This is a genomic window from Sinorhizobium sp. 7-81, from assembly GCF_030124405.1.
GTDB classification, from domain to species: domain Bacteria; phylum Pseudomonadota; class Alphaproteobacteria; order Rhizobiales; family Rhizobiaceae; genus Sinorhizobium; species Sinorhizobium psoraleae.
The window spans coordinates 421,191-435,183 of sequence record NZ_JASKLT010000003.1; the positions used below are offsets into that span (position 1 = coordinate 421,191).

The 13,993-nt window shown below is 62.3% G+C and carries 11 protein-coding genes; 3 read left to right on the top strand and 8 right to left on the bottom strand.

The genetic code is table 11. The features are described 5' to 3' along the window. Nucleotides 1-48 precede the first annotated feature (48 nt). The 7 genes from QN224_RS14625 to QN224_RS14655 all read right to left on the bottom strand — a co-directional run bounded on the left by QN224_RS14625 (nt 49) and on the right by QN224_RS14655 (nt 7,044). The gene (locus tag QN224_RS14625; RefSeq protein WP_173513254.1) at nt 49-873 is read right to left on the bottom strand and encodes an inositol monophosphatase family protein; all 825 of its coding nucleotides are present in this window, start codon (nt 871-873) and stop codon (nt 49-51) included. After that, the gene (ttcA, locus tag QN224_RS14630; protein WP_283977289.1) at nt 870-1,754 is read right to left on the bottom strand and encodes a tRNA 2-thiocytidine(32) synthetase TtcA; all 885 of its coding nucleotides are present in this window, start codon (nt 1,752-1,754) and stop codon (nt 870-872) included. The genes QN224_RS14625 and ttcA overlap by 4 nt, the downstream gene beginning before the upstream one ends. A 103-nt stretch (nt 1,755-1,857) precedes the next feature. Beyond that, nucleotides 1,858-2,805: a glutaminase gene (locus QN224_RS14635; protein WP_173513252.1), complete on the bottom strand. Its 948-nt coding sequence runs from the start codon at nt 2,803-2,805 to the stop codon at nt 1,858-1,860. 96 nt (nt 2,806-2,901) lie between these two features. Then, entirely contained in the window at nt 2,902-3,519 is a 618-nt protein-coding gene (rpsD, locus tag QN224_RS14640) for a 30S ribosomal protein S4 (protein ID WP_173513251.1), read from the bottom strand. A 281-nt stretch (nt 3,520-3,800) separates the two neighbouring features. Further along, the gene (locus QN224_RS14645) at nt 3,801-5,315 is read right to left on the bottom strand and encodes an ATP-binding protein (RefSeq protein ID WP_283977290.1); all 1,515 of its coding nucleotides are present in this window, start codon (nt 5,313-5,315) and stop codon (nt 3,801-3,803) included. Between the two features lie 114 nt (nt 5,316-5,429). Then, nucleotides 5,430-6,227 carry a glutamate racemase gene (murI, locus tag QN224_RS14650; RefSeq protein ID WP_283977291.1) on the bottom strand — a complete coding sequence of 266 codons (798 nt, stop codon included), beginning with the start codon at nt 6,225-6,227 and terminating at the stop codon, nt 5,430-5,432. Continuing rightward, nucleotides 6,214-7,044, bottom strand: a complete 831-nt coding sequence (locus QN224_RS14655; protein WP_283977292.1) for an RNA methyltransferase — start codon at nt 7,042-7,044, stop codon at nt 6,214-6,216. Before QN224_RS14655 ends, murI begins: the two co-directional genes overlap by 14 nt. A 307-nt stretch (nt 7,045-7,351) precedes the next feature. Here QN224_RS14655 and QN224_RS14660 point away from each other — a divergent pair, with 307 nt between their 5' ends. From QN224_RS14660 to QN224_RS14670, 3 genes are all read left to right on the top strand, one after another. Further along, nucleotides 7,352-8,566, top strand: a complete 1,215-nt coding sequence (locus QN224_RS14660; RefSeq protein ID WP_173513247.1) for an NADP-dependent isocitrate dehydrogenase — start codon at nt 7,352-7,354, stop codon at nt 8,564-8,566. A 99-nt stretch (nt 8,567-8,665) separates the two neighbouring features. Beyond that, nucleotides 8,666-9,424 (top strand): HAD family hydrolase, encoded by a 759-nt coding sequence (locus QN224_RS14665; RefSeq protein WP_283977293.1) that lies wholly within the window; start codon nt 8,666-8,668, stop codon nt 9,422-9,424. Nucleotides 9,425-9,558: 134 nt separating this feature from the next. Further along, nucleotides 9,559-11,217 carry a SulP family inorganic anion transporter gene (locus QN224_RS14670; protein ID WP_283977294.1) on the top strand — a complete coding sequence of 553 codons (1,659 nt, stop codon included), beginning with the start codon at nt 9,559-9,561 and terminating at the stop codon, nt 11,215-11,217. Nucleotides 11,218-11,262: 45 nt separating this feature from the next. Here QN224_RS14670 and alaS read toward each other — a convergent pair whose 3' ends face one another. Then, nucleotides 11,263-13,926 (bottom strand): alanine--tRNA ligase, encoded by a 2,664-nt coding sequence (alaS, locus tag QN224_RS14675; protein ID WP_283977295.1) that lies wholly within the window; start codon nt 13,924-13,926, stop codon nt 11,263-11,265. Nucleotides 13,927-13,993: the final 67 nt, after the last annotated feature.

Below are 13,993 nucleotides of genomic sequence, written 5' to 3' on the forward strand. Positions count from 1 at the left end.
GGACCATCCGGGCGGGCCTTTCCATTTTCTGTGATCGTGCGAAATCGCTCAGACCGTGAAAACCTCGCGCCGCAGGGCTTCCCAGCTCTCCTTGTCGGTCGCCAGAAGCAGGCCGCCATTGGTGTGGGCAGGCAGATAGCGGGAGCCGTCGAAGCGCGCCGCATAGGCGCCCGCCTCTTCGGCAATCAGCGTCCCGGCCAGATGGTCCCACGGCATCAGCTTCTGGTACATCAGGAAGTGTACATGACCGCCGGCAAAGATCCGGTATTCATGAGCCGCGCAACGGTAGCTGGTGGCGATCCTGACCCTGGCCAAATTGCCCATGACGATCCGGCGGTCGTCTTCCTTGTAGAAGGCCGTCGAAGCACCGCCGACCATGGCCTCGAGCGGCACGCCCGCAGTCACCGCCAATTTCTCCTGCGATCCGTCCGGCCGGCACAGCCAGGCGCCCGCCCCCTTCTCGGCAATGACCCAATCGTTGCCAAGCGGATCATAAATGATGCCGGCGACGGTCTCTCCCTTGGCGACCACGCTTGCCATGACGCCGAAGAGCGGCAAGCCGGCCGCAAAATTGAAAGTTCCGTCGATCGGATCGACGACGATTGCGAGATCGGCATCGGCGAGCTTGTCAAGCAATGCCGGGTCAGCGGCAACGGACTCCTCGCCAATGAAAACAGCGCCCGGCGCGATCGCATCGATCTTGGCCTTGATGAGCCTTTCCGCTGCTTCGTCGCCTTCTGTGACGAGATCGATCGCCTCCGACTTCATGCGCACATCGCCGGCGCCAAGATTGCGGAACCGCGGCAGAATTTCCTTGACCGCCGCCTCCTGCAGAAGGTTGGCGAGTGCGGCGATGTCGACGGATTGGCTCATTCTTTGGGCTCCGGGGAAAGGGATTGGAAATCGAAAAGCTTTGGATCAAGCAGGTGCGACGGGTTCACGTGGCCAAGCGCGCGCAGCATCGTGTCCTTGCGGCCGGGCATGCGCCGCTCGAGGTCGGCAAGCATAGCCTTCATCGCATTGCGTTCGAGACCGTCCTGCGAGCCGCAGAGGTCGCAGGGGATGATCGGAAATTCCATGGCCGCCGCGAACTTCGCTAGATCGTCTTCCGCTGCATAGGCAAGCGGCCGCAGCACCATGAGATCGCCTTCGTCGTTGAGAAGCTTGGCCGGCATCGACGCGAGCCGCCCGCCATGGAAGAGGTTCATGAAGAAGGTTTCGAGGATATCCTCCCGATGGTGGCCGAGGACGAGGGCATCACACCCCTCCTCCCGCGCGATGCGATAGAGATTGCCGCGCCTCAACCGCGAGCAGAGCGAGCAATAGGTCGCGCCTGTCGGCACCTTCTCCTTTACGATGGAATAGGTGTCGCGGTATTCGATGCGGTGTTTGACGCCGATCGAGCTCAGGTAGTCCGGCAGGATATGTTTGGGGAAGTTCGGCTGGCCCTGATCGAGGTTGCAGGCGATGAGCTCGACCGGCAGCAGACCGCGCCATTGCAGATCCATCAAAAGCGCCAGCAGACTGTAGCTGTCCTTGCCACCGGAAAGGCCGACGAGCCAGCGTCTGCCGCCCTTCAACATGTCGAAATCGTCGAGCGCCTGACGGGTTTGCCGCAGCAGGCGCTTGCGGAGCTTATTGAAGGAAACCGAGGACGGCATCCGCGCGAAAAGCGGATGAGCATCAAACCCGGTCTCTTCGTCGTCCGCGGCAATGTTCACCGTGTCGTACTGGGACGATGCTGAAAGTTCCATGGCAATGGTCTCGGAATATGCAGGCAAGGCGCCCGGAAGCCTAGACCAGCACTTGCCCTGTCCGGCCTCGAAGATCAAGGGAAAACGGCTTTGAAAGGGATTATCAAGGACCGAAGACGGACCAGCCGGTGCGCGCGGCGAGCATTTCGAGCGCCAGCGAACCCAGCAGCGAATTGCCGTTCTCGTTGAGCCCGGGTGACCAGACTGCGACGGAAGCCTTGCCTGGCGCGACGGCCAGAATGCCTCCGCCGACGCCGCTCTTGCCGGGCAGGCCGACCCGATAGGCGAAGTCGCCGGAGCCGTCATAGTGACCGCAGGTCAGCATCAGCGCATTGATGCGGCGTGCGCGTTGGCGCGAAACGACGGAATGCCCGGTCAATGGATTCGTGCCGCCGGCGGCGAGAAACAGGCCGGCCTTGGCGAGCTGCGCGCAGGTCATCGCCAAAGCGCAATGGTGAAAATAGACGCCGAGTACATGCTCAGCCGGATGATCGAGTTTGCCGAAGGAACGCATGAAATTGGCAAGCGCGACATTGCGGAAGCCGGTTGCCGTCTCCGAGCGCGCTACCTCGTGGTCGATCACGATTGTGTCGTCGTCGGCAAGATAGCGGACGAACTGCACGATTTCGCCGATGAGCTCCTTGGGCGTGTGGCCTGCAAGGATAAGGTCGCTGATGGTGATCGCGCCGGCATTGATAAAGGGATTGCGCGGCTTTCCACCTTCGTGCTCGAGCTGCACGATCGAATTGAAGGCAGAGCCCGACGGTTCGCGCCCGACGCGGTGCCAGATATTCTCGCCATGCTTGCCAAGCGCCAGCGTCAGCGTAAACACCTTGGAGATGCTTTGGATCGAAAACGGCATCTCCGCATCGCCGACCCGGTATATCTCACCGCCGGTGGTGACGATTGCCATGCCGAAACGGCGGGAATCGACGCGTGCGAGCTGCGGAATATAGTCGGCCACCTTGCCCTCGCCGAGGCGTGGCGTCAGTTCGCGATAAATGTCATCGATGATCGCCTGCAGGTCTTGCGGCGCTTTTTGCTCCGGCATGCGGCATTCCTCGACACTGATTGATCGGCATCTTCGTACAAAAAAACCGCCCGTCTCCGGGCGGTTTTCGAAAGCTCACAAGGCAAAAGCCCCGGATTAACGCGAATAGAATTCGACGACCAGGTGCGGTTCCATGACGACCGGGTACGGAACGTCGGTGAGAACCGGAACGCGGACGTAGGTCGCAACCATCTTGTTGTGATCGGCGTCGATGTAGTCCGGAACGTCACGCTCAGCGAGCTGTACGGATTCGAGAACCGAAACGAGCTGCTTGGACTTTTCCTTGACTTCGATGACGTCGCCCGGCTTGCAACGGTAGGAACCGATGTTGACGCGGACGCCGTTGACCTTGACGTGGCCATGGTTGACGAACTGGCGCGCAGCGAAGACGGTCGGAACGAACTTTGCGCGGTAGACGATCGCGTCGAGGCGCGATTCGAGCAGGCCGATCAGGTTTTCCGGAGTGTCACCCTTGCGGCGCGAAGCTTCGGCGAAGATCGCACGGAACTGCTTTTCACGGATGTCGCCGTAGTAGCCCTTCAGCTTCTGCTTGGCGCGCAGCTGCACGCCGAAGTCGGAAAGCTTGGACTTGCGGCGCTGGCCGTGCTGGCCCGGGCCGTATTCACGGCGGTTGACCGGGGACTTCGGACGGCCCCAGATGTTTTCGCCCATGCGGCGGTCAATTTTGTACTTGGACGATTCGCGCTTGCTCATCGCATTTCCTTTCAATCAGTTACACCGGCTTGTTGCCAAGCCGGATCAAGGAAACACGCCCTCCTCTGAACCCATTTCGGGAGTTCTGACAGGCCTCTTACGATCACGCGGACGCAAGAAACCACGGGACATGTCAAATGAAACACCGGACATTGCTGCCCGGCGTTGGGCGGGTCTTTACGCACCGATTGCTGATTTGTCAACGTAAAAGCGGAAAGTTTTACGCACGCCGCCATTGTAAAGGCGGAAAGTTTTACGCATGCGGCCTTTCGCGAGAACGCTTACTCAGCGGCTGTGCGTTCGGCATTCCCGATATCCGGACCGTTTGCATCGCCCGGCGCGGTTTCGCTCCCGAGGTCGGGGAAAGCAACGATGCGCTTGCCGGAGGAATCCGCGTGCACCACGACGAGTCCGTGCTCCTCGAAATAGCCGAGCAGCCGGCGTGCGCGGCGGGCGGAATGGGTTCCATAGGCCCGCGCGATCATCGCGTCGGAAGGACACGGCAGGCCGCGCACGGCCGCCTGCGCCATCATCAGAAACACCGCTTGCAGGTCCTCGGTTACGCGATCGGCAAGCCGGAGCGCCGATGCCCATGTCTCTGTCGCCGCCGTCTCGGCATCGACGCCGGACCGGGCGACGGCCATCTTGCGGCGGAAGGCGCTCAAGGAAAGTGCGGGGCCTGGTACGCGGCGGATACGGCAACGAACGAGAAAGTCCTGGAAGAGTTCGGCGTCCGGCCGGAACGCCGCGTCCGGATTGGCCAGGATCTCGGCGAACAGGCTGTCGAGCAGCGCGTCGCGCTCCTCCGGCGACATTTCCGGCTGGGCAGGTTTGATTTCGACCGTTGCCAAAGGCTCTGGGCGTGGCCGTGACAGTTCGGCGAGGATATCGGTCGCCGGACGTGGCTGCGGAGCCGGCCGGCGCACGATCGGCCGCGTCAACTCTTCGGGATCCGGCGTGAAGATCAGGTCCTCGACGTCCTGCGGCGCTTCCGGCAGCGGCATCAGCTTCGGACTGGTGGAGCGGGCGGAAGTCTCGACGGAGCCGATCGTCACCTTCAGCGGCCGACGCGACAGCGCAGGCCCGAGCGCGACGAAAGAGCCGCGTTTCAGGTCGCGGAACATCTCGGCGGTGCGGCGGTCCATGCCCAGGAGATCGGCGGCGCGCAGCATGTCGATGTCGAGAAAGGTGCGCCCCATCAGGAAATTCGAGGCCTCGGCCGCGACGTTCTTAGCGAGCTTCGCCAGGCGCTGCGTGGCGATGACGCCTGCGAGCCCCCTCTTTCGGCCGCGGCACATGAGATTGGTCATCGCGCCAAGCGACACCTTGCGGACATCTTCCGAGACATCGCCGCCGACCGATGGCGCAAACATCTGCGCCTCGTCCACGACGACGAGAACAGGATACCAGTAGTCACGATCGGCATCGAACATAGCATTCAGGAAGACGCCGGCGCTGCGCATCTGCTGCTCGACATCGAGCCCTTCGAGCGAAAGGACGCAGGAGACGCGGTGCTGGCGGATGCGCGTCGCGATGCCGATGAGCTCCGCATCCGTGCGCTCGCCCTCGATCACCACATGGCCGAACTTGTCGGCGAGCGTGACGAAATCACCTTCCGGATCGATAATGCACTGCTGCACCCATGGGGCGGACTGTTCGAGCAGGCGCCGCAAGAGATGCGACTTCCCGGAGCCGGAATTACCCTGCACCAGGAGGCGCGTCGCCAGAAGCTCTTCGATATCGAGCGAGGCCGAAGTCCCTTCGGACGTCGTTCCCATGTCGATGCCGACTTTCATCCGTACCTCATCAAAGAATGCATTCTGCCCCAACGGGACAACCGTGGGCACGTATCAGCGTCTAGCACCCTTCCAGGCGCTTTGCTCGGCGCAATGGGCGAAACCCACAGATGTTTACCTGATCGTCAGTCCAAAGCCTTGCATCAGACGGCGTGTGGCGAAGTCGGGCCTGCCGCTGGTGAATATCGCCGGGTCCTCGCCGTTCAACGGCTCGAATCCGTTCGGCAACGGCACCAGCGAGCGGGCGCGCCGCGCGATCGCCTCTGCCGGATCGAGCCAATCGACCGGCCATGGCGCAAGCCGCCGGAAAACATTCGCCATGAAGGGGTAATGCGTGCAGGCGAGCACGACGATATCGGTCTTCTTCCCATCCCTTTCGACGAAACAAGGCGCGATCTCGGCCAGGACTGCCTCGTCGTCGAGTTTCTCACCGCGGATATACGCCTCCGCCATGCGCGCCAGGTTTTCCGAGCCGACGAGCCGCACGTGGCATTGCGATGCAAAGGACTGGATGAGATCGCGCGTATAGGCGCGTTTGACCGTGCCGGGTGTTGCGAGAACCGAGACCAGCCCCGAACGCGTCCGCTCCGCCGCCGGTTTGATCGCCGGAACCGTGCCGACGAAAGTCATCTGCGGATAGGCCGCGCGTAGATCCGCTCCGACAAGGGTGAAGGCGGTGTTGCAGGCGATGATGCAGATTTCCGGATCGTGCGCGGCGAGCAGTTCGCCGAAGAGCGTGATCACGCGCTCCTTCAACGCCCCCTCCTCCCAGCCGCCATAAGGGAAACCGGCATCGTCGGCGACGTAGATGAAATGCCGCTCCGGCATTAGCACGCGCGCCTCGCGCAGCACCGTCAGCCCACCGATCCCGCTGTCGAAAACGAGTATGGGTTTCAGTTCACTCGTTGTCACCGCCGCCTTGCACTTTCCTGCTGCGCCCCGCCGGTGCACCGGAGCCACGCGGATTTTCGCGGGTGAACCGGTCGAGCGAAGAGATGACGCCGCGCAGCACCTGGATTTCGGATTCGGTAAAGGATGGTCTCGTCAGAACAGCGCGGAGATTTTCGACCAATTTCGGCTTTTTGTCGGCGGAGCGGAAGTAATTGCGTGCCTCCAGCGCCTCTTCCAGATGATCGAAGAGACCTTGCAGGTGTTCCTTGGTCGCCGGGCGTTGCCCGATCGCCTGGAAGGACGTTTCGTCTTCCGATTCCATGCCGGTCTTCATCCACTCATAGGACATGAGCAGCACGGCCTGCGCGAGGTTCAGCGAGGCGAAAGCCGGGTTGACTGGAAAGGTCACGATCTCGTCGGCCAACGCCACTTCCTCGTTGGTGAGGCCAGTGCGTTCGCGGCCAAAAATGATGCCGACCCCCTCGCCGCTCTTGAATCGTTGGCGCAGCGTGCGCGCCGCGATGATCGGTGAACGCACGGGCTTGTAGCCGTCACGGTCGCGGGCGGTGGTGGCGTAGACGAAGTTGAGATCGGCGATCGCCTCCTCGAGCGTGCCGTAGAGCTTGGCGCCATCGATGACATGATCGGCGCGGCTTGCTGCGGAACGCGCCTTTTCGCTCGGCCAGCCGTCGCGCGGGTTGACGAGGCGCAGTTCCGACAGCCCGAAATTGGCCATGGCACGCGCCACCATGCCGATGTTCTCGCCGAGTTGCGGATAAGCGAGAATGATCGCGGGACCTTCCGTCAAGAGTTCGCGCTCGCTGTTGGTACCTGCCATTGCCTAAGCCTTCGCCTTCTGTTCGGCGTTTCCCTCGCACAATCGGTCAAGAATTTAAAGGCCGCCGTTCACCGCTCGCAGGACAGCTATCAATAATGTGAGCCGCTCCAGCGGTATGGAAATCAACTCCGGGCCGAGTTGAGCGTTAGCCGGCGCCGGATCCGACGGACAGAAACACCGGTCCTTCCTCCATCCAAAGTTTCAGCCGAGCATGCTTTGCCTTGCCGGTTCACAATGCTATAGGGCTCTGGATTTCTCCCACCGGGGGCATCTCGTCCGATGTCCCGCAAAGCTACGAGGCATATCCATGGCAAAGATCAAGGTCGCCAATCCGGTCGTCGAGCTCGACGGCGACGAGATGACCCGCATCATCTGGCAGTTCATCAAGGACAAGCTGATCCATCCCTATCTCGACCTCGATCTCGAATATTATGACCTCAGCGTCGAGAACCGCGACGCGACCGAAGACCAGGTGACAATCGACGCCGCCAACGCCATCAAGAAGCATGGCGTCGGCGTCAAATGCGCGACGATCACGCCCGACGAAGCACGCGTCGAGGAGTTCAAGCTGAAGAAGATGTGGAAGTCGCCGAACGGCACGATCCGCAACATCCTCGGAGGCGTGATCTTCCGCGAGCCGATCATCTGCAAGAACGTGCCGCGCCTCGTTCCCGGCTGGACGAAGCCGATCATCGTCGGCCGTCATGCCTTCGGCGACCAGTACCGCGCCACCGACTTCAAGTTCCCGGGTAAGGGCAAGCTTTCGATCAAGTTCGTCGGCGAAGACGGCCAGACGATCGAACACGACGTCTATGATGCGCCCGGCGCCGGCGTCGCGATGGCCATGTACAACCTGGACGAATCGATCACCGATTTCGCCCGCGCCTCGTTCAACTACGGTCTGCAGCGCAAGGTCCCGGTCTATCTCTCGACCAAGAACACGATCCTCAAGGCCTATGACGGCCGCTTCAAGGATATCTTCCAGAAGGTGTTCGACGAGGAGTTCGCCGAACAGTTCAAGGCAGAAAAGCTCTGGTACGAACACCGCCTGATCGACGACATGGTCGCCTCGGCGCTGAAGTGGTCCGGCGGTTATGTCTGGGCCTGCAAGAACTATGATGGCGACGTCCAGTCCGATATCGTTGCGCAGGGCTTCGGTTCGCTCGGCCTGATGACCTCCGTGCTGATGACGCCGGATGGCAAGACGGTCGAGGCGGAAGCAGCGCACGGAACGGTTACGCGCCACTACCGCCAGCACCAGAAGGGCGAGGAAACCTCGACCAACTCGATCGCGTCGATCTTCGCCTGGACCCGCGGCCTTGCTCATCGTGCCAAGCTCGACGGCAACGCCGAACTCGCGAAGTTCTCGGAAACGCTCGAGCGCGTTTGCATCGAGACGGTCGAAGCCGGTTTCATGACCAAGGATCTTGCGCTCCTGATCGGTCCGGACCAGCCGTGGCTGTCGACCACCGGCTTCCTCGACAAGATCGACGAGAACCTCAAGAAGGCGATGGCTGCCTAAGGGCGCCTCACCGATTTCGCTTCAGGAACCCGGCCTCGCGCCGGGTTTTTGCGTTCCGGGCTGTCATGCTAAAATCAGACAGAACGAACGATGGAACGGATGCGACAAAAGCGCGTGAAGCTGCTGGCGTCGGATATCGACGGCACGCTGCTCGGCGATGCCGCAGCGGCCGAACGGTTTCGCGCCGCATGGTGGGCTCTTCGCCCGGCTGACCGGCCGCTTCTCGTCTACAACAGCGGGCGAATGGTCGATGATATCGCCGCGCTCGTCGATGCGAAGGATCTGCCGCCACCAGACTACATGATCGGCGGCGTCGGCACGACGATAGCGGATGGACTCGTGCGTCGCGAATTGCACGCCTTCACAGAGCAGCTTGGGCCGCCCCTCGATCCGAGCACCGTCGCGGCAATCATGCAGGCGGTCGAAGGGGCAAGGCGCCAGGCAGACGCGGACCAATCCAGGTACAAGGCCAGTTGGAACCTGCCCGATGCCGGAGAAGATCGGCTCCGAGACATTGCAGGACAATTGGCGAGCGCCGGCCTGGACGTGAAACTGATCTATTCCAGCAACCGGGACCTCGACATCTTGCCCCGTGCTGGCGGCAAAGGTGGCGCGCTTGCCTGGATATGCCGGGAACTTTCGCTGAGCTTCGACGAGGTGGTCGTTGCCGGGGACACCGGCAACGACTGCGAGATGTTCGACTTGCCGCAAGTCCGCGGCGTGGTGGTCGCGAATGCCCTCCCCGAGCTACGGCAGGCGGTTGCGCATGAGCGTCGGCACCTTCTCGCCCGCGGCTCCCATGCCGACGGTGTACTCGAGGCCCTGCGGCGCTGGGGCATCATTCGCGAAAGCAATTAAGCATCGATCGATTTGACAAATCCTGCGGATATCAAGCGCTCGATCGCGTCTGCTTGTCCGGCGTAACGACTCAGATAGTCTGATGGTGTCCAGCACGCTTGGCCCCCATATTGGGATCCGGAAAAATCTCGACGATGCCCGATTCTCTCGTCCCCAAAACGGTAAGCGTCTTCAAAGAGGGGTACGGTCGCGCTCGCTTGAAGGCGGACGCCTTTGCCGGGCTGACCGTCGCGATCGTCGCGCTGCCGCTGTCCATGGCCATTGCGATCGCGTCCGGCGTGACGCCCGATCGCGGTCTCTACACGGCGATTGTCGGCGGCTTTCTGGTTTCGCTCCTCGGCGGCAGCCGCGTCCAGATCGGCGGCCCTGCCGGCGCTTTCATCGTGCTCGTGGCTGCAACCGGCGACAGGCACGGTCTCGACGGCCTGCTGCTTGCAACGGCGATGTCGGGCATCATGCTCGTTGCCGCGGGTTACCTGCGGCTTGGCAAGTACATCAAGTTCATTCCCTATCCGGTGACCGTGGGCTTCACCGCCGGGATCGCGGTGATCATCTTCGCCAGCCAATTGCGCGATCTCTTCGGCCTCACTCTGAGCGGTCACGATCCAGGGCCCATCATCGAGAAGCTTGCGACGCTTGGACTTGCCGCCGGAACGGTCAACTGGGCAGCAGTTCTGACGGCGACGTTGACGATCGGCGCCATTCTCGCGCTGCGAAAGTTGCGGCCGCATTGGCCCGGCATGCTGATCGCCGTTGCTGCCGCTTCTACCTTCGTCGCTCTCCTGCAATTGCCGGCGGAAACGATCGGCACGCGCTTCGGCGGCATTCCGCGCGGCCTGCCCTTGCCGGCGCTGCCGCCTTTATCACTAGAGAAGGCAGCCGCCGTCTTTCCGGATGCCGTCTCGTTTGCACTGCTCGGCGCGATCGAGTCACTGCTGTCGGCCGTCGTCGCCGACGGCATGACCGGCCGGCGGCATCGCTCGAGCATGGAACTGATCGCGCAAGGGATCGCGAATGTCTGCTCGGCGCTCTTTGGCGGCATCTGCGTCACCGGGACGATCGCCCGTACCGCGACCAATGTGCGTGCCGGCGGAACGAGCCCAATTTCCGGCATGCTGCATTCGGTCTTTCTCCTTCTGTTCATGCTTCTCGCCGCTCCGCTTGCAAGCTACATCCCGCTTGCCTCGCTCGCCGGCGTGCTTGCCATCGTTGCCTGGAACATGATCGAGAAGCCGGCATTCACAGCGCTCCTTCGATCCTCCTACGGCGATGCAGTCGTCCTTCTCGCGACCTTCATCATTGTCGTCTTCCGCGAACTCACGGAAGGCATCGTGATCGGCTTCGCCCTCGGCGCGGTTCTCTTCATCGACCGCATGGCAAAGAGCATCTCGGTTGGAGAAACAAAACCGCTGGAGGCCATGACGCAGGAAAATGGCGAGGTGGAACATCCTACCATTGCGGATGACCCCGATACGGTGATCTATCGGATTTCGGGCATCTTCTTCTTCGGTTCGGCTGCGACCGTCGGCACCGTCCTCGACCGGATCGCCGATCAGCGCCGGAATTTCATACTCGATTGCTCGGAAGTGCCCTTCATGGATTCGACCGCCGCCAATGTGATCGAGGGGACGCTGCGGAAGGCCGAGCGGACGGGCGTACGTTTCATCATCACCGGTGCGAGGTCGCAGGTCCGCCGCACGCTCCGCCAGCACGACGTTCGTCCGCCGCGCGTCATCATGCGCGCTTCGGTCGAGGCGGCGCTCGCGAGCATCCGCAGCGAAAAGAGCGCATGAAAAAGGGCGCCGCAGCGCCCTTTCTTCCGTTCATTCGGGATCCGTTCAGCCGGCGAGCGCCACGGCGACCGCTTCGATTGCTTCGGCTGCACGGTTGCCGTCCGGACCGCCGGCCTGGGCCATGTCCGGGCGTCCGCCGCCGCCCTTGCCGCCAAGTGCGGCGGATGCGACGCGCACGAGGTCGACGGCACTGAGCTTCGAAGTGAGGTCGTCGGTCACAGCCACCACCGCACTCGCCTTGCCGTCACCGGAAACACCGACGAAGGCGACAACGCCGGAACCGAGCGTTTTCTTGCCGTCATCGGCAAGGCTCTTCAGGTCCTTCGGTTCGACGCCGGAAACGACCTTGCCAAGGAATCGGACGCCTGCGATGTCGCGGGCGGCATCGGCCGAGCCGTTCTGGCCATCGCCGGCGAGCGCAAGCTTCTTCTTCGCCTCTGTCAATTCCCGCTCCAGCTTGCGCCGTTCATCAAGCAGTGCCTCGATCCGCCCGAGAACGTCCGCCGGCTGGACCTTGAGCGCGGATGCCAGCGTCTTAACGCGCTCATCCTGTTCGTTGAGATAGGCGCGAGCCGACTCGCCGGTCAGAGCCTCGATTCGGCGCACACCGGCACCGACCGCACTTTCCGAAACGATCCGCACAAGGCCGATATCGCCAGTGGCAGACACATGCGTGCCACCGCAGAGTTCCACCGAGTACGGCTTCCCTGCCTTCGAGCCGCGAACGCCCTGCCCCATCGAGACGACACGGACCTCATCGCCGTATTTCTCGCCGAAGAGTGCCATTGCGCCTTCGGCAATCGCATCGTCGACGGTCATCAGCCGCGTCGTCACCGGCGAATTCTGCACGATGATCTCGTTGGCCATCTCTTCGACGACCTTCAGTTCCTCCGCGGTCATCGGCTTGGGATGCGATACGTCGAAGCGCAGCCGGTCCGGTGCCACAAGCGAGCCCTTCTGTGCCACATGCGTACCGAGCACCTCGCGCAGCGCCTCGTGCAGCAGGTGGGTCGCGGAGTGATTGGAGCGAAGACGGGTGCGACGCGCATGATCGACGGTCAGCGCCGCGGCCTCGCCGGTCTTCACGCTGCCTTCGGCGACAACGCAATAGTGGACGAAAAGCCCCTCGCCCCGCTTCTGGGTATCCGTGACCATCAGCTTGCCGGTCTCGGTCGTAATGACGCCGGTGTCGCCCATCTGGCCGCCGGATTCGCCATAGAAAGGCGTCTGGTTGGGGATCACCTGAATGCTCTCGCCCTTGGCGGCGGATTGGACCACCGTGCCATCTCGAACGATCGCCTGGATCACACCCTCGGCGGACTCCGTGTCATAGCCGAGGAATTCGGTCGCGCCGTGCTTCTCCTTGAGTTCGAACCAGATCGTCTCGGTCGCGGCTTCGCCCGATCCAGCCCAGTTGGCTCGCGCTTCCGCCTTCTGCCGTTCCATGGCTGCCGAGAAAGCGTCGGTGTCGACCGTGATGCCCTTGGCGCGCAGCGCGTCCTGCGTCAGGTCGAGCGGGAAGCCATAGGTGTCGTAGAGCTTGAAGGCAGTCTCGCCGTTGAACTGGTCGCCCTCGGAAAGATCTGCCGAGGCTTCGGAAAGAAGGTTAAGACCGCGCTCCAGCGTCTTGCGGAAGCGCTTCTCTTCCAGCTTCAGCGTTTCGGAGATCAGCGCTTCGGCGCGGGCGAGCTCCGGATAGGCGCGGCCCATCTGCTCGACGAGCGCCGGCAGGAGCTTCCACATCAACGGCTCCTGAGCGCCGAGCAACTGTGCGTGGCGCATGGCGCGGCGCATGATGCGGCGCAGCACATAACCGCGCCCTTCATTCGAGGGCAGCACACCGTCGGCGATCAGGAAGGCGGAGGAACGCAGATGATCGGCGATGACTCGGTGACTTGCGCGCCGGTCGCCTTCCGCCCTTACGCCGGTTGCCTCTTCGGAGGCAGCAATCAATGCGCGGAACAGGTCGATGTCATAATTGTCGTGTTGGCCCTGGAGGACGGCGGCGACGCGTTCCAGTCCCATGCCGGTATCGATCGACGGGCGCGGCAGGTCGACGCGCTCTTCCTTGGTGATCTGCTCGTACTGCATGAAAACGAGGTTCCAGATCTCGATGAAGCGGTCACCATCCTCTTCGGCCGATCCGGGCGGTCCGCCCCAGATATGCTCGCCGTGATCGTAGAAGATCTCCGAGCACGGGCCGCACGGTCCGGTATCGCCCATCGCCCAGAAATTATCGCTGGTCGGAATGCGGATGATCCGGTCGTCGCTGAAGCCGGCGATCTTCTTCCAGAGGCCGAAGGCTTCGTCGTCGGTGTGGTAGACAGTCACCAGCAGGCGCTTGGCATCGAGCCCGTATTCCTTGGTGATGAGGTTCCAGGCAAGCTCGATCGCGCGTTCCTTGAAATAATCGCCGAACGAGAAGTTGCCGAGCATCTCGAAGAAGGTGTGGTGCCGGGCCGTGTAGCCGACATTGTCGAGGTCATTGTGCTTGCCGCCGGCGCGCACGCACTTCTGCGCGGTCGCGGCCGTCGAATAGGGGCGCTGCTCCAGGCCGGTGAAGACGTTCTTGAACTGCACCATGCCGGCATTGGTGAACATCAATGTCGGGTCATTGCGCGGCACGAGTGGGCTTGACGGCACGATCTCGTGGCCGTTCTTGCGGAAATAGTCGAGAAACATCGACCGAATTTCATTCACGCCGCTCATTTTGCGTCCTATCTGTGCACCATTCCCGGTCGCCGCACCATTCGGGCCGCGCACCGCCATCTCAAAC